Here is a 21495-nt window from a genome sequence, read left to right as displayed (position 1 = left end):
GGTGCTGCGGCTCCGATGGCGGGAGAGACGGGCGCGGGAGCCGGTGCCGAGCCCGGAGTGTCCGACAGCCTGCGTACGTTCGGCGCGTTCGTCCAAGCCCTACGAGAGCACGCGGGCCTCTCGCGCGAGGAGTTCGGGGACCACGTGCGCTTCTCCAAGCACACCGTCGCCTCGATCGAGCAGGGCCGCCGGATGCCGGACCGCGACTTCGTGGAACGCGCGGAGGCAGCGCTCGGAAACACGGGGGCGCTGCGGAAGGCCGCGCCACATCTGTCGCGGCAGGCGGGTCTGGCGAGTTGGTTCCGGCAGTGGGCACGGGTGGAGACGACGGCGATCAGCCTCTACACGTACGAATGCCGCGTGGTGCCGGGCCTGTTGCAGACAGAGGCGTACGCGCGAGCGGTGTCGCTGGACGTCCCGCCCCTGCCCGATCCGGAGGAACTGGAGCAGCGGATCGCGGCGCGGCTGGCGCGACAGGAGCTGCTGGCAGTGACGCGGAAGCCGCCGACGGCGTTCAGCTTCATCGTGGAGCAGGCCGTGCTGGAGCGGTGGACGGGCGGGGAAGAGGTGACGCGCGAACAGTACGACCGGCTACTGGAGTTGATCGACCGCAACTGGAACGTGGAGTTTCAGGTGATGCCCACGCGGAGGCCGTCGCACGGCGGGCTGGACGGGCCGTTGCAGTTGGCCGAGACCCCCGACAACCGCTGGTTCGGATACTCCGAGGGCCAGAAGAACGGCCGCTTGATCACTGTCCCGAAGGAGATCAGCGTCCTCCAGCAGCGGTATGCGAAACTGCGCTCGCAGGCCCTGACACCCGACGACTCAAGCAGCCTGCTGAAGCGAATGCGAGGAGCGCTATGAATATGTCCGAACCGGCATGGTTCAAAAGCAGTTACAGCGGCTCCGAGGGCGACAGCTGCATCGAGGTGGCACGAGGCACGCAGGCGGTCCACGTCCGTGACTCCAAGGACCGACGGAGCCCGGAGCTCGCCCTCTCCCCCGCCGCGTGGCGCGACTTCGTCACCTACACCGCCCAGGGCTGACCCCCACCCGCGCTCCGCGCCTCCTCGGCGCGTCACGGGTGAGGGCCTGGCCCGGTCAGCTGTGCTCGGGACGTTCGAGGGACACCTTGGGCAGCCTCCGGTCCAGCCAACCGGGGGGGGATCACGCCGAGCGCGGCGGAGATGGACAGCAGGTTCAGCACGGCTGCCTTCACGGGAATCCAGAGGGACCGGAAGACTGTCCGGAGCCGCCGCCGCGCCCACGACCGCGCAGACACACGTCAGCCGCATCATGGCCAAGCTCGGCCCTCGGGACCGGTCCCAAGTCGTGGCGATGGCCTACGAGCACGGCATGGTCAGCCCTGGCGGCGGGTCCCGCCCCTGAGGGCGTGGACACTGTCTACCGCGAGTGGTAGACAGTGTCTATGCCCAGTGAACCCTCCCTTCGGGAGCGCCTGATCGACGCCGGCGTGGACCTCGTGCTGACCGAGGGCTCCGCGTCGGTGGGACTGCGGGAGATCGCCCGCAGGGCGGGGGTCTCGCACGGGGCGCCGCGCCGCCACTTCCCCACGCACCACGCCCTGCTGTCAGCCATCGCCCAGCGGGGCTTCGAGGAGCTGACCGGCAGGTTCGCAGCGGTGATCGCCGAGACGACGACGCCCCGGGCACAGTTGCGGGCCGTCGCCCGGGTGTACGTCACGTACACGCTGGAGCGCCGCTCCATGTTCGAGCTGATGTTCCGTCATGACCTGCTCGACAGCGACCGGCACGCGGCGGGCGAGCGGAAGCTCCGGGAGTCGAGCCTCCCGCAGTTCGCACGCGTGGTCGATCTGGTCGCCCGGTGCCGGGCGGAGCCGGACACCGCGCAGGGGCCTGGCAGCCGGGAACCGTACGCGCCCCCGGTGGTGGCCGCCGCTCTCTGGGCGAACCTGCACGGCATCGCCCAGTTGTGGGTCCAGGGAAGCCTCCCGCTCGCCCTCGGCTCTCCGGAGGGCGGCGTACCCGGCGGTGATCAACTCGACCGGCTCATCGCGGCGGCTCTGGACGCACACCTCGGCCCGGTGGACGCGTGAGCCCGCCCGTACGACAGACTCTCGCCCTCCTGGTGAGTGCGGCCGGGGCGATGCTCGTCGCACTGGACGGCACGATCCTGCTGGTCGCGCAGCCCGGTCTGCAGCGCGGGCTCGACGCGAGCCCGGCACAGGTCCAGTGGACGAGCACCGGCTATCTCGTCGCCGTGGCCTCGCTCCTCGTCATCGCCGGGCGGCTCGGGGACCGCTACGGCCACGCCCGGCTGCTGCTCATCGGCGTCCTGGGATTCGGGGCTTCCTCGGCCGGCATCGCGCTCGCCCCGTCGGTCGGCTGGGTGATCGCACTCCGCGTCGCCCAGGGCGTGTTCGGCGCACTGTTGCAGCCGGCGACACTCGCCCTGCTGCGGCTCACCTACCCGGTGGAACGGCTCGGGACACCGGTCGCGATCCGCACCGGCGCGATCGGCGTGGCCGCCGGGGCCGGTCCGGTCCTCGGGGGCGTCCTCGTGGCGCAGTGGGGCTGGCGAGCGGTGTTCTGGATCAACGTCCCCATCGCGCTGGCAGTCGTCGTGCTGGCCCTCGCCGCCCGGGTGCCGGTGCCCGAGCGCAGCCGCTCCCAACCGCTCGACCTCCGCGGCGCGGCCCTGCTCACTTCGACGCTCGCAGTCCTGGTCCACACGCTGGCCGGCGTACCGGCGCACGGATGGACCGCGCCCCCGACCCTGCTCGGACTCCTCACCACCGCATGCGTCACGACGGTCCTCGCCCGACACGAGCGCCGCACCACGCACCCCATCGTGCCGCGCGCGGTGGCGCGGTCCGTGCCGGTGACGGCAGCGATGGCGCTCCTGTTGGCCACCACGGCCGGCCTCTTCGGCACGCTGTTCACCGCCACGTTCTACCTCCAGGACGTGCTCGGCCTGGATGCGCTCTCCTGCGGTCTGCACGTCCTCCCCCTGACCGTGCTCATGGTCCTCGGCTCTCCGGTCGCCGCCACCGCCCTGCGCCGTCACGGCCCTCGCCGCTGTGCGACCGCCGGCACGGCCCTCGTCGTTCTGGGCATCGCCGCGCTGTCCCGGTCCGGCCCGGACAGCACATGGTTGTTCATGGGCTCCGCCTTCGCCGCACTAGGCGCGGGATTCGCCACCGTCATGGTCACCGCCACCGGAACCGTGGTCGGTGACGCACCGGCCGACTGTGCCGGGGTCGTCGGCGGGCTCAAGCAGACCGCCATGAACATCGGCCCCACCCTCGGCATCGCCATCGCCGCCGCCACCGGGGCATCCGCCATCGGCACCCCGGCGACGCCCGCTCCCGCTTTGGGCCCGACTCTGCTGGTGCTGGCCGCGGTCACCGCCCTGGGAACACTGCCCTCGTTCCTGCTGCCTGGCCGTCCGTCGCGGCGGGCAGGAACGGACACGACCGAGCCGACCGGCCCTCACGCTCGCCGCGAGAAGCGCGCGACGTGAGCACCGGTGCCACACAGAGGGATTCACCAAGGCCGCCGGCGACCGCTCCTTCGAGGACCGCCCTTCCGAGCCCTTCGGATTCGACAAGCGGCAGCCTTGATCCCGCGCGTCCGCCGCGGCCTGAGCCGTGCCCGTGTGGAGCGCGGCCAGGGGTCCGGATCGTCACGAGGGCTGCGGGCCACCGGGTCCCGCGGCCGGGGTCCGCGGCCGCAGCCGTTCGCCCTGGGGCCCGAACAGGATGAGGTACTCGACCGGCCCTCCGGCGCCCGCGTTGGCCACCCCGTGCGGGGTGCGGGTGTCGAACTCGGCGACGTCCCCGGCCGCCAGGACGAGATCCTGGTCGCCGAGCGCGAGCCACAGCCGCCCGTACAGAACGCACAGCCACTCGTAGCCCTCGTGGGAGACCTGCCGGGGCCGGTCCGGCACACCCTCGGCGGCGGGCAGTACGTGCTTGTGGGCGTGCAGGCCGCCGACGTACCGGGTGAGCGGCAGCACCGCCTTGTCGTCCCCGAAGCCGCGCGGCGGCGTGCTGCGGCGCTCGACCGCGGGGGCGGTACCGGCCAGCTCGTCGAGGGAGACGCCGTACTCCTTCGCCAGCCGCAGCACGACCTCCAGGGTGGGTCTGCGGCGGCCGGTCTCGATCCGCGACAGCGTGCTCGACGAGATGCCGGTCGCCCGGCTGATACCGGCGAGCGTGGCGCCGTACTGCTCGCGCGCGGTCCGCAGTCTGGGTCCCATCGCTGTCCGCGTGCCGTCCGGGTCGTCGCCTGTCACCGTTCCCGCTCCTTCCGGACGCGCCGCTCGACCGCCCTGCGCTGCGATCTTGCCAGTCCGGCAACGCTGATCGCGCCGGGAGCCCGCCGCGTCGCATGATCGACAGGTGACCGCGTCCGCACGCGTACCGAGGAGAAGCCCATGCAGCCCGAACCGACCACCGAGCTCCGCCACCGCACCGTCGAGACCCCGGCCGGGCGCCTGCACCTGGTCGAGCAGGGCGCCGGGCCGCTGGTCCTGCTCGTGCACGGCTTCCCCGAGTCCTGGTACTCCTGGCGCCGGCAGCTCCCGGCCCTCGCCGCCGCCGGCTACCGGGCCGTGGCGATCGACGTGCGCGGCTACGGCCGCTCCTCCAGGCCCGCCGCGACCGACGCGTACCGGATGCTCGACCTGGTGCAGGACAACGTCGCCGCGGTGCGCGCCCTCGGCGAGGAGAGCGCGGTGGTCATCGGCCACGACTGGGGATCCGGCATCGCCGCCTCCTCCGCCCTGCTCCACCCCGAAGTCTTCCGCGCCGTCGGCCTGCTGAGCGTCCCCTACGCACCTCCGGGCGGTCCGCGCCCCTCCGACGTCTTCGGCCAGGTCGGCGGCCCCGAGCAGGAGTTCTACGTCTCCTACTTCCAGGAGCCCGGCCGGGCCGAGGCGGAGATCGAGCCCGACGTCCGGGGCTGGCTCGCCGGCTTCTACGCGGCACTGTCCGCCGACACCATGCCCGCCCGGGGAGAGCCCGACCCGCACTTCGTCGCCCACGGCGGCCGGCTGCGCGACCGCTTCCCCGCAGACGGACACCCCGCCTGGCTGAGCGAGGACGACCTCGACTTCTACACCGCCGAGTTCGAACGGACCGGCCTGACCGGCGCCCTCAACCGCTACCGCGCCATGGACCGCGACTGGGAGGACCTCGCCCCCCACCGCGGAGCCCCGATCCCGCAGCCGTCCCTGTTCATCGGCGGCACCCTGGACGCCTCCACCACCTGGATGGCCGACGCCATCGACGCCTACCCCACCACCCTCCCCGCCCTGTCCGCCTCCCACCTGCTGGAAGGCTGCGGCCACTGGATCCAGCAGGAACGCCCCGACGAGGTCAACCGCCTGCTGACCGAGTGGCTCACCACTCTCCAGGACTGAACCGGACCCACCGAGCACCCGGCCCGACCGCCGACGGGAACACCCGGTCGGAGTCGGCCCTCCGACTGGGCACTTCGGTTGGCGGCACTCCCCGACTGAAGTGCTCGAAGGATGCCTGGCGCCATGACGTGCGGGTCAAGCGGTCGGAGTCGAGACCGCAGGCACCGACCAGTGCTCACTCACCCACGCGTCCAGGGTCGTCAGGTCGGGGTGCCTGCCGCGCAAGGCGTCCAGGTCGGCCCGAAAGCCCACATTGTCGAACCACTCGAACATGGCGGCCATCTCCTCGCTGAACGCCCGGACCCGCTCGACGGGCTGGGCGTTGAAGCGCACCGGGCGGCCGGCGGCACGGTCGAAGGTCTCAGCCTTTTGAGGGCCGGTCAGTTCATCTGCGGCGACCTCGATGGTGCGCCCCAGATACTCGGCGGGCGCGTCGAACACATCGGCCGCGATGGCTCCGATGTCGCCCGGGGTGATCATCTGCAGCCGAGTCTGCGGCGCCAGAGCCAGCGTGAACACCAGCTCGCCGTCCTGCCAGTGCGGGCCCAGGTGCTCGAAGTCGGTGATGAAGAACGTCGGCCGCAGAATGGTCGTCGGCAGGCCGAGCGCCTCCACCGGTACGGAGTCCAGCGATGCCCAGGGACGCGCACGTTCAGGCGCAACGTGAAGAGGACCGGCCACACCTCGCCCCGCCGAAGGACGCACCACCAGCGGTCCGCCGACACAGTAATGCCCGAGTAACGGCGTCTGTCTAGCGTGCGAACTCCCCCGTACGTTTCCCGGAGGAGCTCCCCCGATGCACCTGCCCCGACCGCCCCGGCGCAGATCCGCCGCATGGGCGGCGGCCGCGTTCACCGCTGCCGCTCTGCTGTCCGCGCCGCTGCCCGCGGCCGCCTCTCCCACTGCGTCCCCTTCGTCCGCCAAGGTCGACTCCGCGCTCTCCGCGGCCGTCACCGAGGGCGGCGAGGCGACGTTCTTCGTCGTCCTCAAGGACCAGGCGAACCTGTCCGCGGCCAAGAGCAAGCGCTCGCACGCCTCGAAGGCGAAGGCCGCGTTCAAGGAGCTGCGCGACCACGCCGAGACCAGCCAGAAGTCGCTGACCGCCTTCCTCGACAAGGAGAAGGTCGGCCACCACGACTACTGGATCGCCAACACCGTCGAGGTCAAGGGCGACGCCGGCCTGGTCGCGCAGCTCGCCAAGCGCTCGGACGTCGCGAGCATCGTCAAGGAGCAGCACCACAAGCTCGATGACGTGGAGACGGCTGACGCCAAGATCTCCGCCGCACGCACCGAGGCGGACGGCACCGAGGCCGAGGCCGCCGTCGAGTGGGGCATCGCCGACATCAACGCCGACGACGTCTGGTCGCAGTACGAGGACCGCGGCGAGGGCATCGTCATCGCCAGCGTCGACTCCGGTGTCCAGTTCGACCACCCGGACCTGGTGGAGAACTACCGCGGCAACAACGGCGACGGCTCTTTCACTCACGACTACAACTTCTACGACCCGAGCGGGACGTGCCCCACCGACGGCACCCCGTGCGACAACGCGGGCCACGGCACCCACACCATGGGCACGATGGCCGGCAAGAACGGCATCGGTGTCGCGCCGAACGCCAAGTGGATCGCCGCCAAGGGCTGTGAGACGGACAGCTGCGCCGACTCCAACCTGCTCGCGGCCGGCCAGTGGATCCTCGCGCCGACCGACCACAACGGTCAGAACCCGCGCCCGGAGCTCGCCCCGGACATCGTCAACAACTCCTGGGGCGGCGGTCTCACGACCTTCTACCAGGACATCGTCGAGGCCTGGAACGCGGCCGGCATCTTCGAGGCCTTCGCCGCGGGCAACGACGGCAACGGCGTCACCTGCTCGACCACCCGGGCCCCCGGCGCGCAGGCTCCGACCTACGGGGTCGGCGCCTACGACTCCGCCGGCAAGATAGCCGGCTTCTCCGGCTTCGGCCCGTCCCTCGTCGACGGGTCCATGAAACCGAACATCTCCGCCCCCGGCGTCGCCATCCGCTCGGCGTGGCCCGGCTCGTCGTACAACACCATCAACGGTACGTCGATGGCGACTCCGCACGTCGCGGGCGCCGTGGCCCTGCTGTGGTCGGCGGCCCCGTCGCTGATCGGTGACATCGACAGGACCCGCGCGCTCCTGAACGAGGGCGCCCGCGACGTCGATGACACGCACTGCGGTGGCACCGCCGCCGCCAACAACGTCTGGGGCGAGGGCAAGCTCGACATCCTGGCCTCCGTCGCGAAGGCCCCCAAGGAGGCCGCCGCCGTGTCCGGCACGGTCACCGACAAGGCCACCGGAAAGGCCCTCGGCGAAGTCACCGTCAGGGCCACCGACGCCACCGGTACCCGTACCGTGACCTCCGGCTCGGACGGTTCGTACCGGCTGAACCTGCTGCCGGGCACGTACGACTTCTCGTTCACCGGCTACGGCTACGCCGAGACGAAGCTGTCCGGTGTGGTGCTCGCCGACGACCAGAAGCTGAAGCAGGACACCGCGCTGACGGCCGTCCCGCAGCACCCCGTCACCGGCACCGTCCTGGACGTCACCGGCAAGCCGCTCGCCAAGGCCACCGTCGAGGTCACCGGCACCCCGGTCGCCGCGGTCACCTCCGGTGCCGACGGCTCGTTCACCGTCCCGAGGGTCGCCGAGGGCAGCTTCGGCCTGAAGGTGACGCCCGCCGCCCCCGTGCTGTGCAACGGCGTCTCCACCACGGACCTGACCGTCGACGGCCTCGAGACCCGCACGGTCCAGCTACCGGCCCGCACGGACAACTCCGGCCACAGCTGCACCCCGGCCACCTACTCCTGGATCAAGGGTGCCGACAAGGTCGCCCTGTCCGGTGACGAGGACGCCAGGACCATCTCGCTGCCCTTCTGGGTCAGCCTGTACGGCGTCGACTACAACAGCGCCTCGGTCACCACCAACGGCCTGATCAACTTCATGCAGCCGCGCCTCGGCGACTACGAGAACAGCGCGCTGCCGGAGGCCGACGTGCCCAACGGCATCGCCGCGCCGTTCTGGGACGACCTGACCCTCGACAAGAAGTCGAGCGTGCAGACCGCCACCACCGGCAAGACCGGCCACCGCAGGTTCGCGGTCGTCTGGAACAACGCCGCGCTGGTCTCCGGCAACAGCCGCGTCACCTTCGAGGCCGTCTTCGACGAGGCCACCGGCGACGTCACCTTCCAGTACCAGGCCGTGCCCGGCAAGGGCACCGGCGCCACCGTCGGCATCGAGAACCAGGCCGGCACGGACGCCCTCCAGTACTCGTACGACGAGTCCGTTCTGACGAACGGTTCGGCGATCCGGATCGCGCAGGGAGCAAAGTGATGAGATCCACCCACACCTCCGGGCGGGCCCTGAGCCTCGCATCCGCGCTGGTCGCGGCAGGCCTGGTGCTGACCTCCGCACCGCACGCCCTGGCCGCCGACGGCGACGGGGTCATGAAACTGACCTCCGCCGAGGCGAAGAAGCTCACCGAGAACATGGGCGTCGACGTGTACGGCGACAGGGAGGCCGAGCAGGACGACGACGCCGGCAATGGCACGCCGGCCCAGGACACCGCCGGTGACACCGCCGGCTCCGGCGCCTCCACCTCCGCCGTGGACCCGAAGACCCCGGTCACCTTCACCGCCAAGTCCACGCTCGAAGGCGTGCGCGGCATCGGCGCCACCGTGCCCGCCGCGGGCGGGAAGTACTTCACGGTGCACAGCCTGGGCAACGTCCAGCTGCACGAGGCCGACGGCTCCACCGCGTGGGCCCGCACCAACGCCTCGCTGTACACGGACTGGAAGGTCAAGAACGTCCGGCCGTGGCAGACCGAGCCGTACCCGGCCCGCATCCTCATGGGCTACAACGCGGTCAGCCCGTTCTCGCCCTCCTCGGACCAGGGCTTCGACACCGGTGACCTCACCGGCGACGGCATCCCGGACCTCGTCTTCACCGCCAACGTCGGGTCGAACCCCTACCGGGCGTTCTCCGTCCCCGGCTCCTCGCTCTACACCGGCACGTTCGTGACCGTCCTCGACGGCAGCACCGGTGACACGCTGTGGTCGAAGCTGTACTCGTACGCGAACATGGTCAAGATCGTGGACGGCACGCTGCTCGTCGGCAACGCTCCGCGCCTGAACGACGGCGGCGCCCCGGCGACCGAGACGACCACCCTCAGCGGCATCCGCTTCGGCTACGCCGACGGCGCGCTGACCCCGTCCTCGACCTGGACGTACGACACCAAGGAGACGCGCGCCGCCACCTGGGGCGGTATCGCGGCCGTCGGGGACGGCAAGGTCGCCGTCTCCTGGAACCTGCGCAAGACCCCCACCACCGCCGCGCACGGCACCACGCTCGTCCTCGGCACCGCCGACGGCGCGGTGCAGTGGAAGAACGACAACGAGCTGTACGGCCGTCAGCTCCATCTCGACGCCGGGCGTGACCGTCTGGTCGCCCTGGAGCAGGCGGACGTCAACGACGCGGTCACGTACGAGATCGCTTCCTACGACCTGGCCGGCGGCGAGCGCACCACCCTGGACACCCGGGTCAACGCCCTGGCCACCGCCATGACCGTCGGCGACGCCGCCGGAGCGGCCGGCGCCGAGTACGCGGTCAGCGAATCGACATTCACCGCGTACGGCGACGTCAACTCCAGCACCATCCGCGTCCTCGACGGCGCGGACGGCTCCTCCGTCGAGTGGTCGCACACCACCAAGCGCAGCGCCGCCAACGACCGCAGCGGTGCCAGCACCTGGGCCCTGGACGTCATGGACGGCAAGCTCGTCGCCTCGGCGCAGGACGACCGGGACATGGGGAACGCCAAGAACATCGGCGGCATGTCCTACGGCTCGCTGACGGCGTTCAGCGCCAAGGGCAAGGTCGTCTGGCGGCACGAGGGCCTGGACGCCTCGCCGCTGCACCAGCAGCCCTACCGCTCGGGCGGCGACGCCTACGTCCGCGTCGTCGACCAGTCGCAGAACATCCACTCCTACAAGCTGGGCAACGGCAAGGAGAAGAGCCTCACGGCGCTCCAGGGCGACCTGAACTACGCGCAGTCCGTCGACCTGAACGGCGACAAGAAGAAGGACGTCGTCGCCGGCGGCAGCTCGCGCGGTGTGTGGGCCTGGTCGGGTCCCTCGCTGGTCAAGGGTGCCGAGCCGAAGCAGCTGTGGCGGGCCACCGTGCCCGGCACCGTCCGCAACATCGCGACCGGTGACGTCAACGGTGACGGCAAGCCCGAGGTCGTCGTCGCCGCCGACACCGCCACCGTCGTCCTCGACGGCGCCAACGGCAACGTGCTCACCACCATCGACGGCGGAGGGAAGTGGGTCCGCTCGGTCACCGTCGCCGATGTCACCGGCGACGGCAAGGCCGAGATCCTCGTCCCCACCGACGCGCTGCGCGCCTACAACGCCCGCGGCACCCTGCTGTGGACATACAAGGCGCCCACCGACAGGACCGACGTGGTCTTCGCCGACGTGTCCACCGGTGACGGCCAGGTGTACGCGCAGTACACGACCGAGGGCGCGTTCTGGGACGGCGACGCCGTCGTCGGCGGCGTCGCCCTCGACGGCGCCACCGGCAAGGTGAAGTGGAACGCCGACCCGAAGGCGCCGACCCGCTCCGCGGACGGCAAGCTGCACGGCGTCGTCCTCGACCACGGCACCTTCGCCTCCTCGAAAATCCCCTACGCGGACGGGCACGCGGTCGTCAACACCTGGGTCGTGATGGCGGACCCGACGGTGGCCGGCGACCTCAGCACCGCCAGCGCGCTGGTCCACATCGAGATCCGCGACGGCCGCACCGGAGAGGTGCTGCACCAGGCGATGGGCGGCAGCCCCTACTCACACGGCAACTTCTTCATCGACGGCAGGAACGACCCGCTGTACGCGGTCAGCTTCGGCACGATCAAGGGATTCCCTGGCGACGGCAACGACACCCGCGCCTCCGTGATCGCGAGCCTGCGCACCGCCGACTTCGCCACCGGCCCGGCCGGCCGCAAGCTGGTCATCGGCGGCACCGAGGCCGGTGTCGTCGCCTACGACCCCTCGCAGCTGACCTACGACGGGGCCTTCCAGTCCGGCATCGGCAGCGCCACCCTGATGGGCGGCCGCACCTACCTCACCGCCGACCTCGACAGTGACGGAGTCGACGACGTCGTCTCGCTCAACTTCGACCACTTCGGTGTCAACCGAGCGGCCGAGCAGCTGGGCGGCGGCGTCCTGTCGCTCGACAACGCCATCCACCAGATGACGACGTACACGCTGTCGTGATCCTCGCCTGACCACAGGTGAACCGGACCCCCTGGGCGACGCCCAGGGGGTCCTCAGCATGTTCGGTGCACCAGCGGGCACGAGTACCCGGCCCTCACGTCGTCGTTCGTCAGGAAACGGGAAACCAGGCCGACAGGAGCTTGGCGACGGCCGGCACATCGATGTTGTCCTGCGCGATGTCCTCGACGAACGGGCCGGCAACGGAGACGGGCGGCGGGGCGATACCGGCGCTGACGCCGTTGAGCCGCAGGAAGACACGCATAGCGAGCCAGGCGGTGCGCTCGTTACCGTCGATCAACGCGTGGTTGCGGGCGACGGAGTGCAGCGGCGCCGCAGCCTTCTCGTGCAGTGCGGGGTACAGCTCGGCCCCGAATACGCTGGTCCGGGGTCGCTCGACCGCAGACTCCGGAGGCCCCATGTCACGCACGCCGTGCTCGGTGTTGTTGACCTTGCGAGCGAATCCCACCCGCAACGCAAGACCGCAGGTCAGTCTTCCTTCTTCACCGGCTCAAGGATCGCCACGCACTCCACGTGGTGCGTCATCGCGAAACATGTGGAACAAGAACATGTGGAAGTTGGTGCAGGTCAGAAGCGCGCATGAGAAATTCCGGACGAATTCCTTTTGTGCGTTACGGGCTCCGTGGGCGCTACGTGCGCGAATCTGACGCACACCGCTGGCGCAGTGACCACTCGACAGCGACTGGATCTATCCCCCGACCGACGACGCTGAGCGCATCCTTCGGTAGGCCGACCATCGCACCACCTGGCCCACCGCGGAAGTAGCCGCGTAAGGCCTGTCGCCCCCATTACATGCATTAGCCCCGTCGCCAACTACGGTGCCCCGGAAGGGCTCTACCTCAGGGCAGTCTTACAGACTCCGATGTCGGAAGACAGCACACCCCGGGCCGGCGCGCTCCGGACCGCACAAGGCACTCCCTCCCCGTCCCCGATCCGCGGCCTCACCTGTCGGCGGCTACTGAAGAAGGCTCCTTCGTCAGCGTGTCACGTGTGTTTCGGGTGAGCCCCCCGAGAGGGTCGAGCCGGTAGGAGCCGGCCATGACGAGCCAGACGACGACAAGGACACCTGGGGGCCCGAGGAGAGCGATCGGAAGATGGGCGCCGAAGAAACTGAAGAGGGCCAGCCAGGCAGCGGTGAAGATTCCGAGGTTCCTGAAGAGCACCGGCCGGGAGAGCAAGGACACGGTGATCAACCACGTGGCTGCCATGACGTGGCCGCCGAGACGCATCGGCATGTAGATGTCGTCGGGCACGAGGTTGAGCGTCATGATCCCGACCATGACGTCGATGGCGATCCAGCCGAACGCCGCTGCTCGTGCCCAGGCGGGTGCCGGGACTCGGTCAATGACGAACAGCACGCTGATGTGAAAGAGGATGCCCAGCGTCGTCCCCACCGCTGAACCCGGAACCAGCAGTCCCAGCACCAGCGTGGGAGCGAACAGCACCGCGGGTATGACAGTGATCGTACGGAAATTGAGCAATTCCCTGTCGAGCCTCAGTCTCCGACGAGGTTCAAGGGATGTTGCGCGTTCACGTGCGCTCTCGGTCGGGTCGGCCATGGTGGTAGGTCTCCTTTTTGATCTCGTCGGACTCCGCACAGGGGGCGAGAGGTCCATGGGAAGCGAGGCGCGCACCGGTGAGAACAGTGGGCGGCGTCGGTCCGCCGATCGGCGGACCGGAATCGGATAGCTACTATCCGCTTTGCGTGACCAAAGCTAACACGCGAAACGGATGCTTGTTATCCGCTTCGCGTAGGATGGTGTGGTGACATCAAGTGAACGCCCTCAGGGGCAGGAGAACGGGCAAGCCGGCATCGCGCCGGCCGGACGCACGCCGCGTCGCGACGCCGCGCGCAACCGGGGGCGGATCATCGATGCCGCACGCGAGGTCTTCGCTACTCAGGGAGTCGGAGCCGGACTGAACGAGATCGCTCGCCACGCGGGCGTCGGCATCGGCACGATCTACCGCCACTTCCCCGACAAGGAGGTCCTTGTCGACGCCGCACTCGGTGACCGCTTCACGGAACTGGCGGAGCTGGCGGACCAGGGGCTGGCCGCGGCCACGGCCTGGGAGGGGCTGACTCATGTCATGCGGCAGGCGGTGGACATGAACGTCGCCGACCGCGGCCTGCGCGACGTCGCGTTCAGTTCCGGGCGCGGCCGGCAGCGAGCCGACGCGCTGCGTGACGGCCTGGCGCCTCGCATGGAGCAGCTCCTGCAGCGCGCCCGACTGGAAGGCGTGGTGCGTTCCGATCTGACCGTCGCCGACCTCGTCATGATCATGCTGATGCTCACGGAGTTCGCGCACCGGAGCGCTCCGGTGCGTCCGGATGCCTACAGCCGCTACCTGGAGCTGATCATCAGCTCGCTACGCCCGCAGTCGGCCGTCGGCGACCTCGGTGTCGTGCTGAGCGACGCCGAGGCGCGGGAGATCGCGCGCCAATGGGCGCGGCCCACCCGCTGACGCACGTTGACCCGCGGCTGCCGCTATGCCGCTACGAGCGCCCGGCTCGCCCCGTCGCCGCGTCGTGCACCTACGAACGGCTCGTCCACCCCGCCGTGCGGGCCGCGGGCTACGCCGCCGTCACGGGATCTTTCTTCATCACCGATCGCAACGCCTGCGATGTGCGGTCGATGTGCTCGACGAGTAGGTCGACCGCCTTCGCCACATCCCTGGCCAGCGTGGCGTCGAGAAGTTCCTGGTGTTCGCCGACGACGTCGCGCTCATAGTCGTGCCCCACGGGACGCGACCAGCGGCGGTAGATCGTGGCGGCATCCCGCAGTGACATGGCGAGCGACAGCAGCCGCTTGTTGCCGCAGCCTTCGAGCAGTGACTGGTGGAACTGCTCGTGGACGGCGAACCACTCGCCGCTGAGGTACCCGTTGGGCAGGGTGGCCGGGGTGTTGGCCAGGTGGTGATGAGCGGCGACGACAGCCGCCTCCCACTTGATGTCTCCGCGTTCGATCGAGAGACGCAGAACCGTGGACTCGATCTCGGTGCGGGCCTCGGTGAGTTCGTCGAGGTGCTGGAGCGAGAGGGCGACGACGCTGAAGCCCTGCTGAGGCGCCGCGGTCACCAGCCCCTGTTCGGACAGGCGGGTCAGCGCTTCCCGTACGACGGACTGGCTGACCTCGAAGCGCTTGGAGAGCTCGACCAGGCGCAGTCGCTGCCCGGGGCGCAGGACCCCCTGGAAGATCTCGTCCCGGATCTGTGTGTGTACCGCGGCTGCGCGTGTCGGCTTCTCTCCCACCATGGTCGACGACCCTAGCAGAAAAAGGCCAAGGCGAGCGATTATCGCTAATCTATTGCATTCGTGAGAACCGGTGTGAACACTGGGTTGCAGATGCCGAGCGCGACAGAGCGCACGAGACAGCGGGAGCACACATGCGTATGGCGACCATCGACGGACGGCTGACCTTGAGCCGGCCCGACGGCTTTCTCGACGTCGCCGAGGCGAGCGGCGGACGGTTCGGGCCGGACCCGCAGCAGGTGTTCGCCGACTGGGAGGCATTCGCGGGGTGGGCACAGGAGCTCGTGCGCGACGGGCAGGTGGATTCAGGGCTGCGCCCCGCCCCGGGTGAGGGTGCGGTGTGGGGGCCTCCGGTGCCCCGCCCTGCGCAGATCTTCGCGGTCGGGCTGAACTACCGCGACCACGTGATCGAGTCCGGGCTGACGATTCCGGAGGAGCCGGCGGTGTTCACCAAGTTCTCCACCTCGCTCACCGGGCACAGTCAGCCGGTCACCCTGCCCGAAGGGCTGGTCGACTGGGAGGCCGAGCTCGTCGTGGTCATAGGGCGCCGCGCTCACCTGGCGACCCGTGAGACGGCCTGGTCCCATGTCGCCGGAGTCACCGTGGGCCAGGACCTGTCCGAGCGACGGCTCCAGCTCACCGGCCCCGCGCCCCAGTTCTCACTGGGCAAGTCCTACCCCGGCTTCGCTCCCACCGGCCCCGAGTTGGTCACCGTCGATGAGCTCCCCGACCCGGACGACCTGGAGATCGGATGCGCGCTGGAGGGCGGCGAGGTGCTTCAGAAGAGCCGCACCTCCAGCATGATCTTCGACGTCCCGGAGCTGATCGTCCGCCTGTCGGCCGTCTGTCCGCTGTTGCCCGGTGACCTGATCTTCACGGGCACCCCTGCCGGGATCGGCGGGGCCCGGACCCCGCAGAAGTTCCTCGCACCGGGTGACGTCCTCGTCAGCTGGATCGAGGGGATCGGCGAGCTCCGTAACCCGATGCTGTCTTCCTGAAGAGCTGCGCCAGCCTCCGAGAGAAACAGTCCGTCCGAAGAAAGCCGGCCACCATGCCACTGCACCGCTTGACCCAGATCGTGATGGGCGTACCGAACGTCGAACAGACCGCCGCCTATTACGAGGAGTTCGGTCTGACCCCCAGCACCGGCTTGCTGAGCACCACCACCGCGCCCGTCGGCGGGTACGGCTTCTCCACGGTGGACGGCGGCGAGCAGCTGCGCATCGTGCACTCTCCCCGTCGGCGTCTGGTCGAACTGGGCGTGGGCGCCGACGACCCCGACGACCTCGACCGCGTCGCGGCCTCCCTGGCGAAACTCGGCGTCCGCGTCGACCGCACCCTCACCACCGTCGCCGCTGTCGACCCCGGCACCGAGCTACTGGTCCGCGTCGAGCTCGCGCCCCGTTGTGAGCAGGTGGCCACACCGCCGCCGCCCTACAACACTCCGGGTGTTAACGCCCGCCTGCACCAGCGCGCTCCGGGCATCCTGCGCGAGACCCCGGTGAGGCCGCGGAAGCTGGGGCATGTCGTGCTCGGTTCCACCGCCCAGGAGTTCTCCCAGCGGTTCTTCCAGGAGGGGATCGGCTTCAAGGTCAGCGACACCGTCCGGGGCATGGCCGCGTTCATGCGCTGCTCCAGCGACCACCACAACGTGCTGGTCCAGCAGGCCCCGGTGGCCTTTCTGCACCACACGTCCTGGCAGGTCGACGACGTCGACGAGGTGGGCCGGGGGGCGACGGCCATGCTGGAGGCCGATCCCGACCGGCACACCTGGGGCCTCGGGCGGCACTTCATCGGCTCGAACTTCTTCTGGTACCTCAAGGATCCGGCCGGCACGTTCTCCGAGTACTACTCCGACCTGGACTGCATCGTCGACGACGCGCTCTGGAAGCCGAGTGAGTGGGAGGGCGCCAAAGCACTGTGGGCCTGGGGACCGCCGCCGCCGCCGTCCTTCCTCGCACCCGAGGACCTCGCGGAACTCATGACGGGCGCCCACGCCACCCCGGCGAAGTAGGAGCCTGCCATGACCCTTCACGAGGACCGCACCACGGACAGCGACGTCCTGGTCGTCGGAGCCGGCCCGGTCGGCCTGGCCTGCGCCCTCTTTCTGGCACGCGACGGGTGGACGGTGACCGTTCTCGAACGGTGGCCCTCCCCCTACCCCCGCCCTCGTGCGGTGCACTTCGACGACGAGGTCGCACGCCTGCTGGCCGGCGCCGGACTCGCCGACCGGCTCGGTGACCTCTCCGAGCCCGCCGACACCTACGAATGGCGCAACAACGCCGGTGAGACGCTGCTGCGTTTCGACTGGTCCATGCTCGGTCCGTCCGGCTGGCCCACCGCGTCGATGATGTACCAGCCGGACCTGGAGAAGGCTCTCGTCGAAACCGCCGAGGCTCACCGGGCGATCACCATTCTGCGTGGCCACGAAGCCGTCCAGCTCGTCGAGGAGTCCGACGCCGTACGCATCACGACCCGCGACAGTGGCGGCGCCGAGCACCACTTCACCGCACCGTGGGCCGTCGGCAGCGACGGAGCCAACAGCTTCGTGCGCACCCACATGCCGACCGAGATGCTCGACCTGGGCTTCTTCTACGACTGGCTGATCGTCGACATCCATCCGCACGAGGAACGCGTGTGGAACCCCGTCAACCTCCAGATCTGCGATCCGGCCAGACCCACCACCGTCGTCTCCGGCGGACCGGGGCGCAGGCGGTGGGAGTTCATGCGCATGCCGGGAGAGACGGTGGAACAACTCAACACCGAAGCCACCGCCTGGAAACTTCTGGCGCCCTGGGACCTCACCGCGGACAACTGCACCCTGGAACGGCATGCCGTCTACACCTTCCAGGCGCAGTGGGCGGACGTGTGGCGCTCGGGCCGGCTGCTCCTCGCCGGCGACGCCGCGCACCTGATGCCTCCCTTCGCCGGACAGGGCATGTGCTCGGGCATCCGCGACGCGGCCAACCTCGCCTGGAAACTCGGCCTCGTACTCAAGGGCGAGGCCGACCCGGCGGTACTGGACACCTATGGCAGCGAACGCGGTGCCCACGTCCAGCACGCCATCGCCAAGTCCGTGGAACTCGGCAAGGTCATCTGCGTCACCGACCCGCACGCCGCAGCAGGGCGGGACGACGCCATGATCGGGCAGGGAGCGGACCCGGAGCGCATCCTGCCTCCGCTGCCTCCGTCGACGCTCCCCGACGGCATCATCTCCAGCGGTACGGAGGGCGCGGACCCGTCGGCCGGGGTGCTCAGCATGCAGGCACGCGTCCGCCACCGCGGCCGTACCGGTCTGCTGGACGAGGTGGTCGGGCACGGCTTCGTGGTGGCGTCCACCGCCGATCCCCGCTCCGTCCTCACGACCGAGCAGCTCACGTTCCTCGACCGCATCAGCGCCCACCTGCTGCACCTGGCCCCCGACGGTGCCGAAGCCGCCCCTGAGGTCGCCGCCTTCGACGTCGACGACGTCTACCTGCCGCACCTGGAGGCAGCAGGGCACATGGGTGTGGTGATCCGCCCCGACCACTACATCTACGGCACCGCACGCACCTCGCAGGAACTGGCAGCCCTGATCACCGGTCTGCGGCGACAGCTCTCCCCCTCCTACGTCCCCACAGACGCGGTAGCTGATTCCTCGGCCCTGGCAGGCGGCATATGAACACGACAGGCGCGACGCCCCCGCTCCGGGCCCCGGTCTGGGTCCCCGACCCGGCCACGGCGGCCCACTCGCACATCGCCCGCTTCACCGAGTTCGTTACGGCACGGACCGGCACGGCACACGCCGACTACCGGTCGCTGTGGGAATGGTCGGTGGAGGACCTAGCCGGGTTCTGGTCAGCGGTGTGGGACTTCTTCGACCTGCGCTCCAGTACCCCGTACGACAGCGTCCTCGACGAGGCCCCCATGCCGGCCACCCACTGGTTCCCCGGCGTGCGGCTCAACTACGCCGAACACGCCCTGCGCGACGAAGGGCCACACGCGGCGATCGTCTCGGTCGGCGAGGACGGCGCCACCACCCACATGGACCGGGGCGAACTGCGCCGCCAAGTGGGCTCCCTGGCGGCCTGGATGCGCCGCAACGGTGTGACAGCCGGCGACCGAGTGGTCGGATACCTGCCGAACACCGCGCACACCGTCGTGGCGTTTCTCGCCGCGGCCAGCATCGGAGCCGTATGGTCCGCCTGCGGCCAGGACTACGGAGCTTCCGGAGCCACGACACGCTTCGCGCAACTGGAACCCGTCATCCTGTTCACCGCCGACGGCTACCGCTGGAACGGCAAGGAGCACGATCGCCGTACCGAATCGGACGCCCTGCGCGCCGCCCTGCCCACCGTGCGGCACACCGTCCGCGTGCCGTGCCTCGGTCTGCCCGTGGACGACGACCCTCACGCGTCCGACTGGGCCGAGGTCACCGGAGGTTCGGAGCAGCCCGTCTTCGAGCAACTTCCGTTCGACGCACCCCTGTGGGTGCTCTTCTCCTCAGGAACGACGGGCACGCCGAAGGGAATCGTGCACGGGCACGGCGGCGTGCTCCTGGACCACCACCGACTGCTCGGCCTGCATCTCGACCTGCGCCCCGGCGACCGGTTCTTCTGGTACACCACCACGAACTGGATGATGTGGAACCTGGTGGTCTCCGGCCTGCTGACCGGCGCCACCCTCGTGCTGTACGACGGCAGCCCCACATATCCGGGGCCCGGGCGACTGTGGGACGTCGCGGCGGAACACCACGCGGCCGTTCTCGGAGTGAGCCCCGGATACCTCCTCACCTCCGCGAAGGCGGGCCTCGAACCAGGCCACGAGCTCGACCTGTCGGCTCTGCGCAGCCTTGGCTGCACCGGGGCCCCGCTCCCCGCACAGCCCTACTACTGGGTCCGTGACCACGTCGGCGCACACGTCCAGGTCTCTTCCACCAGCGGGGGCACCGACATCGTCAGTGCGTTCGCCGGGAGCGCGCCCACCACCCCCGTCTGGGCGGGCGAGATCTCCGCCCCGGTGCTCGGCGTCGCGCTGGAAGCCTGGGACGAGGACGGCTGTCCCGTGACCGACGAAGTGGGCGAACTCGTTGTCACCCGCCCGCTGCCGTCGATGCCCCTGTACTTCTGGAACGACCCCGACGGCTCCCGCTACCGTGACGCCTACTTCGCCGCATATCCGGGGGTCTGGCGCCACGGTGACTGGATGACCCGTACGTCCCACGGCAGCGTCGTCGTCTCCGGCCGCTCCGACTCCACCCTCAACCGGCACGGAGTACGGCTCGGCAGCGCCGACATATACGCGGTCGTCGACGAGATGCCCGGCATCCAGGAGAGCCTGGTCATCGGAGCGGAACTCGCCGACGGCACGTACTGGATGCCGCTGTTCGTCGTCATGGAAGCCGGTCACGAACTCACCGACGCGATGCGCGACCGGATCGCCGCCACCATCCGAACCCGGGCATCGCCCCGGCACGTCCCCGACATCGTCCTGGCCGTACCCGCCGTGCCGCACACCCGGACGGGCAAGAAGCTGGAGGTGCCCGTCAAGCGGCTTCTCCAGGGCGCGTCGATCGATCAGGTGGCCGGCCGTGAAGCTGTCGACGACATCGACGCCCTCGCGTACTTCAGCCGCTTCGCCCGGTCGCACCGCTCACCGGACGGCTTCGGTGCTCTGCAACTGCCGTGAAATCGCGCGCGCGGTGGCGCGCACGGCCGGTACGTACGCCGCCGTGTCGAACTTCGGGCTCGGGGCCACCACGGACAGGGCAGCTACGACCCCTTCCCCGTTGCGCACGGGGGCGGCGGCGGTAGTACGGGGGTTCTTCGGATCAGCGCGCCGTGCCACGGCGTAGTCGCCCCTCCTGATCTCGGCGAGGCTGCGGCGCAGGTCCTCGGCAGTTTCGATGGAGCCGCCGGCGTCTCCAGGCGTGAAGCCCCGCAGAACCCGCTCCTGGACCTCGGCCGGCGCATTCGCCAGCAGCACAAGGCCGACTCCGGTCGTCGTCAGTGCCATGCGCTCACCCACCCGGAACCGCACCGGCACGGCGTCGTGCGCGGAGAGCCGCTCGACCAGCAAGGCTTCGTCGTCGTCCCGTACGGCCAGCAGGACGTGCTGGCCGGTGACATGAAAGAGGTCCTCCATGAAAGGCATCGCCACAGCACGCAGTCCATGCCCCCGCGGTGCGAGCGAAGCGATTTCCAGCAGGCGGAGGCCGACGACGAAGCGGCCGTCCTCAAGACGTTCGAGTGCCCCGACGTCGGTCAGCTGGCGCGCGAGGCGCAGTGCGGTACTGCGCGGCATACCCGTTCGCCGTGTCAGTCCGGCCAGCGGCAGTGCGCGGTTCTCGGAGTCGAAGGAGCCAAGCAGGGCAAACACTCGGTCGATGAGCGCTTCGCCCGCGGAGGGGCTCTGTTCCTTCGAGGAGGAACGCTTGTACATGGCCGGCCGGTCGGACGACACCATCAAATCTCCGTTCCACTCAGCGGCACAGTGGATGCCATTATCCCACTTCTCTTTTAACGTTGACGACACCCAACAGCAATCCCTCAGCAACCCCG

Annotated in this window: 18 protein-coding genes; 12 read left to right on the top strand and 6 right to left on the bottom strand. The window is 69.9% G+C overall.

The window, feature by feature from the left end; translation table 11 throughout:
* Window positions 1-15 precede the first annotated feature (15 nt).
* The 4 genes from ACFUNE_RS27250 (at window position 16) to ACFUNE_RS27235 (ending at window position 3504) form a co-directional block, all read left to right on the top strand.
* Window positions 16-864, top strand: coding sequence for a Scr1 family TA system antitoxin-like transcriptional regulator (locus tag ACFUNE_RS27250; RefSeq protein WP_383573453.1), 849 nt, complete (start codon window positions 16-18; stop codon window positions 862-864).
* 2 nt (window positions 865-866) lie between these two features.
* Window positions 867-1046: a DUF397 domain-containing protein gene (locus ACFUNE_RS27245; protein WP_383573395.1), complete on the top strand. Its 180-nt coding sequence runs from the start codon at window positions 867-869 to the stop codon at window positions 1044-1046.
* Between the two features lie 383 nt (window positions 1047-1429).
* Window positions 1430-2077, top strand: coding sequence for a TetR/AcrR family transcriptional regulator (locus ACFUNE_RS27240; RefSeq protein WP_383573392.1), 648 nt, complete (start codon window positions 1430-1432; stop codon window positions 2075-2077).
* A gap of 50 nt (window positions 2078-2127) precedes the next feature.
* The gene (locus tag ACFUNE_RS27235) at window positions 2128-3504 is read left to right on the top strand and encodes an MFS transporter (protein ID WP_383573449.1); all 1377 of its coding nucleotides are present in this window, start codon (window positions 2128-2130) and stop codon (window positions 3502-3504) included.
* 162 nt (window positions 3505-3666) lie between these two features.
* On the opposite strand, the gene ACFUNE_RS27230 is transcribed toward ACFUNE_RS27235, so the two are convergent.
* Window positions 3667-4278 (bottom strand): helix-turn-helix domain-containing protein, encoded by a 612-nt coding sequence (locus ACFUNE_RS27230; RefSeq protein ID WP_383573389.1) that lies wholly within the window; start codon window positions 4276-4278, stop codon window positions 3667-3669.
* Window positions 4279-4419: 141 nt separating this feature from the next.
* On the opposite strand from ACFUNE_RS27230, the gene ACFUNE_RS27225 reads away from it, so the two are divergent.
* Entirely contained in the window at window positions 4420-5406 is a 987-nt protein-coding gene (locus ACFUNE_RS27225) for an alpha/beta fold hydrolase (RefSeq protein ID WP_383573386.1), read from the top strand.
* Window positions 5407-5541: 135 nt separating this feature from the next.
* Here the strand turns inward: ACFUNE_RS27225 and ACFUNE_RS27220 are convergent, their stop codons facing one another.
* Complete coding sequence (locus ACFUNE_RS27220; RefSeq protein WP_383573383.1) at window positions 5542-6021, bottom strand: NmrA family NAD(P)-binding protein; 480 nt, start codon at window positions 6019-6021, stop codon at window positions 5542-5544.
* 181 nt (window positions 6022-6202) lie between these two features.
* On the opposite strand from ACFUNE_RS27220, the gene ACFUNE_RS27215 reads away from it, so the two are divergent.
* Complete coding sequence (locus tag ACFUNE_RS27215) at window positions 6203-8755, top strand: S8 family serine peptidase (protein WP_383573380.1); 2553 nt, start codon at window positions 6203-6205, stop codon at window positions 8753-8755.
* Entirely contained in the window at window positions 8755-11688 is a 2934-nt protein-coding gene (locus ACFUNE_RS27210; protein ID WP_383573377.1) for an FG-GAP repeat domain-containing protein, read from the top strand. The genes ACFUNE_RS27215 and ACFUNE_RS27210 overlap by 1 nt, the downstream gene beginning before the upstream one ends.
* 109 nt (window positions 11689-11797) lie before the next feature.
* On the opposite strand, the gene ACFUNE_RS27205 is transcribed toward ACFUNE_RS27210, so the two are convergent.
* Window positions 11798-12106, bottom strand: coding sequence for a type II toxin-antitoxin system death-on-curing family toxin (locus ACFUNE_RS27205; RefSeq protein ID WP_383573446.1), 309 nt, complete (start codon window positions 12104-12106; stop codon window positions 11798-11800).
* A gap of 541 nt (window positions 12107-12647) precedes the next feature.
* On the bottom strand, window positions 12648-13265 hold the full coding sequence (locus ACFUNE_RS27200) for a hypothetical protein (protein ID WP_383573374.1): 618 nt from the start codon (window positions 13263-13265) through the stop codon (window positions 12648-12650).
* Window positions 13266-13470: 205 nt separating this feature from the next.
* On the opposite strand from ACFUNE_RS27200, the gene ACFUNE_RS27195 reads away from it, so the two are divergent.
* Entirely contained in the window at window positions 13471-14169 is a 699-nt protein-coding gene (locus ACFUNE_RS27195; RefSeq protein ID WP_383573371.1) for a TetR/AcrR family transcriptional regulator, read from the top strand.
* Window positions 14170-14278: 109 nt separating this feature from the next.
* Here the strand turns inward: ACFUNE_RS27195 and ACFUNE_RS27190 are convergent, their stop codons facing one another.
* The gene (locus ACFUNE_RS27190; RefSeq protein WP_383573367.1) at window positions 14279-14959 is read right to left on the bottom strand and encodes a GntR family transcriptional regulator; all 681 of its coding nucleotides are present in this window, start codon (window positions 14957-14959) and stop codon (window positions 14279-14281) included.
* A gap of 131 nt (window positions 14960-15090) precedes the next feature.
* Between ACFUNE_RS27190 and ACFUNE_RS27185 the strand changes: the two genes are divergently transcribed.
* Genes ACFUNE_RS27185 through ACFUNE_RS27170 form a run of 4 tightly spaced genes read left to right on the top strand, consistent with a single transcriptional unit; the run spans window position 15091 to window position 20623 of the window.
* Complete coding sequence (locus ACFUNE_RS27185; RefSeq protein WP_383573364.1) at window positions 15091-15954, top strand: fumarylacetoacetate hydrolase family protein; 864 nt, start codon at window positions 15091-15093, stop codon at window positions 15952-15954.
* A gap of 53 nt (window positions 15955-16007) precedes the next feature.
* Window positions 16008-16970, top strand: a complete 963-nt coding sequence (locus tag ACFUNE_RS27180; RefSeq protein ID WP_383573361.1) for a VOC family protein — start codon at window positions 16008-16010, stop codon at window positions 16968-16970.
* Window positions 16971-16979: 9 nt separating this feature from the next.
* Window positions 16980-18617 carry a bifunctional 3-(3-hydroxy-phenyl)propionate/3-hydroxycinnamic acid hydroxylase gene (locus ACFUNE_RS27175; protein WP_383573358.1) on the top strand — a complete coding sequence of 546 codons (1638 nt, stop codon included), beginning with the start codon at window positions 16980-16982 and terminating at the stop codon, window positions 18615-18617.
* Entirely contained in the window at window positions 18614-20623 is a 2010-nt protein-coding gene (locus ACFUNE_RS27170) for an acetoacetate--CoA ligase (RefSeq protein ID WP_383573356.1), read from the top strand. Before ACFUNE_RS27175 ends, ACFUNE_RS27170 begins: the two co-directional genes overlap by 4 nt.
* Here the strand turns inward: ACFUNE_RS27170 and ACFUNE_RS27165 are convergent.
* Window positions 20588-21400 (bottom strand): IclR family transcriptional regulator, encoded by an 813-nt coding sequence (locus ACFUNE_RS27165; protein WP_383573353.1) that lies wholly within the window; start codon window positions 21398-21400, stop codon window positions 20588-20590. The two genes, ACFUNE_RS27170 and ACFUNE_RS27165, sit on opposite strands and share 36 nt — an antisense overlap.
* Window positions 21401-21495: the final 95 nt, after the last annotated feature.

Source organism: Streptomyces sp. NPDC057287 (genome assembly GCF_042667905.1).
In the GTDB taxonomy this organism is placed as follows: domain Bacteria; phylum Actinomycetota; class Actinomycetes; order Streptomycetales; family Streptomycetaceae; genus Streptomyces.
Note: the sequence above shows the minus strand (reverse complement) of the source record. Positions and strands in the feature narration are given on the sequence as shown.

Coding starts and splice junctions, on each gene's coding strand:
- ACFUNE_RS27180 (WP_383573361.1), top strand. CDS start 16,008: ATGCCACTGCACCGCTTGACCCAGATCGTGATGGGCGTACCGAACGTC.
- ACFUNE_RS27205 (WP_383573446.1), bottom strand. CDS start 12,106: ATGGGGCCTCCGGAGTCTGCGGTCGAGCGACCCCGGACCAGCGTATTC.
- ACFUNE_RS27250 (WP_383573453.1), top strand. CDS start 16: ATGGCGGGAGAGACGGGCGCGGGAGCCGGTGCCGAGCCCGGAGTGTCC.
- ACFUNE_RS27215 (WP_383573380.1), top strand. CDS start 6,203: ATGCACCTGCCCCGACCGCCCCGGCGCAGATCCGCCGCATGGGCGGCG.
- ACFUNE_RS27185 (WP_383573364.1), top strand. CDS start 15,091: ATGCGTATGGCGACCATCGACGGACGGCTGACCTTGAGCCGGCCCGAC.
- ACFUNE_RS27245 (WP_383573395.1), top strand. CDS start 867: ATGTCCGAACCGGCATGGTTCAAAAGCAGTTACAGCGGCTCCGAGGGC.
- ACFUNE_RS27175 (WP_383573358.1), top strand. CDS start 16,980: ATGACCCTTCACGAGGACCGCACCACGGACAGCGACGTCCTGGTCGTC.
- ACFUNE_RS27190 (WP_383573367.1), bottom strand. CDS start 14,959: ATGGTGGGAGAGAAGCCGACACGCGCAGCCGCGGTACACACACAGATC.
- ACFUNE_RS27225 (WP_383573386.1), top strand. CDS start 4,420: ATGCAGCCCGAACCGACCACCGAGCTCCGCCACCGCACCGTCGAGACC.
- ACFUNE_RS27235 (WP_383573449.1), top strand. CDS start 2,128: ATGCTCGTCGCACTGGACGGCACGATCCTGCTGGTCGCGCAGCCCGGT.
- ACFUNE_RS27170 (WP_383573356.1), top strand. CDS start 18,614: ATGAACACGACAGGCGCGACGCCCCCGCTCCGGGCCCCGGTCTGGGTC.
- ACFUNE_RS27165 (WP_383573353.1), bottom strand. CDS start 21,400: ATGGTGTCGTCCGACCGGCCGGCCATGTACAAGCGTTCCTCCTCGAAG.
- ACFUNE_RS27200 (WP_383573374.1), bottom strand. CDS start 13,265: ATGGCCGACCCGACCGAGAGCGCACGTGAACGCGCAACATCCCTTGAA.
- ACFUNE_RS27240 (WP_383573392.1), top strand. CDS start 1,430: ATGCCCAGTGAACCCTCCCTTCGGGAGCGCCTGATCGACGCCGGCGTG.
- ACFUNE_RS27210 (WP_383573377.1), top strand. CDS start 8,755: ATGAGATCCACCCACACCTCCGGGCGGGCCCTGAGCCTCGCATCCGCG.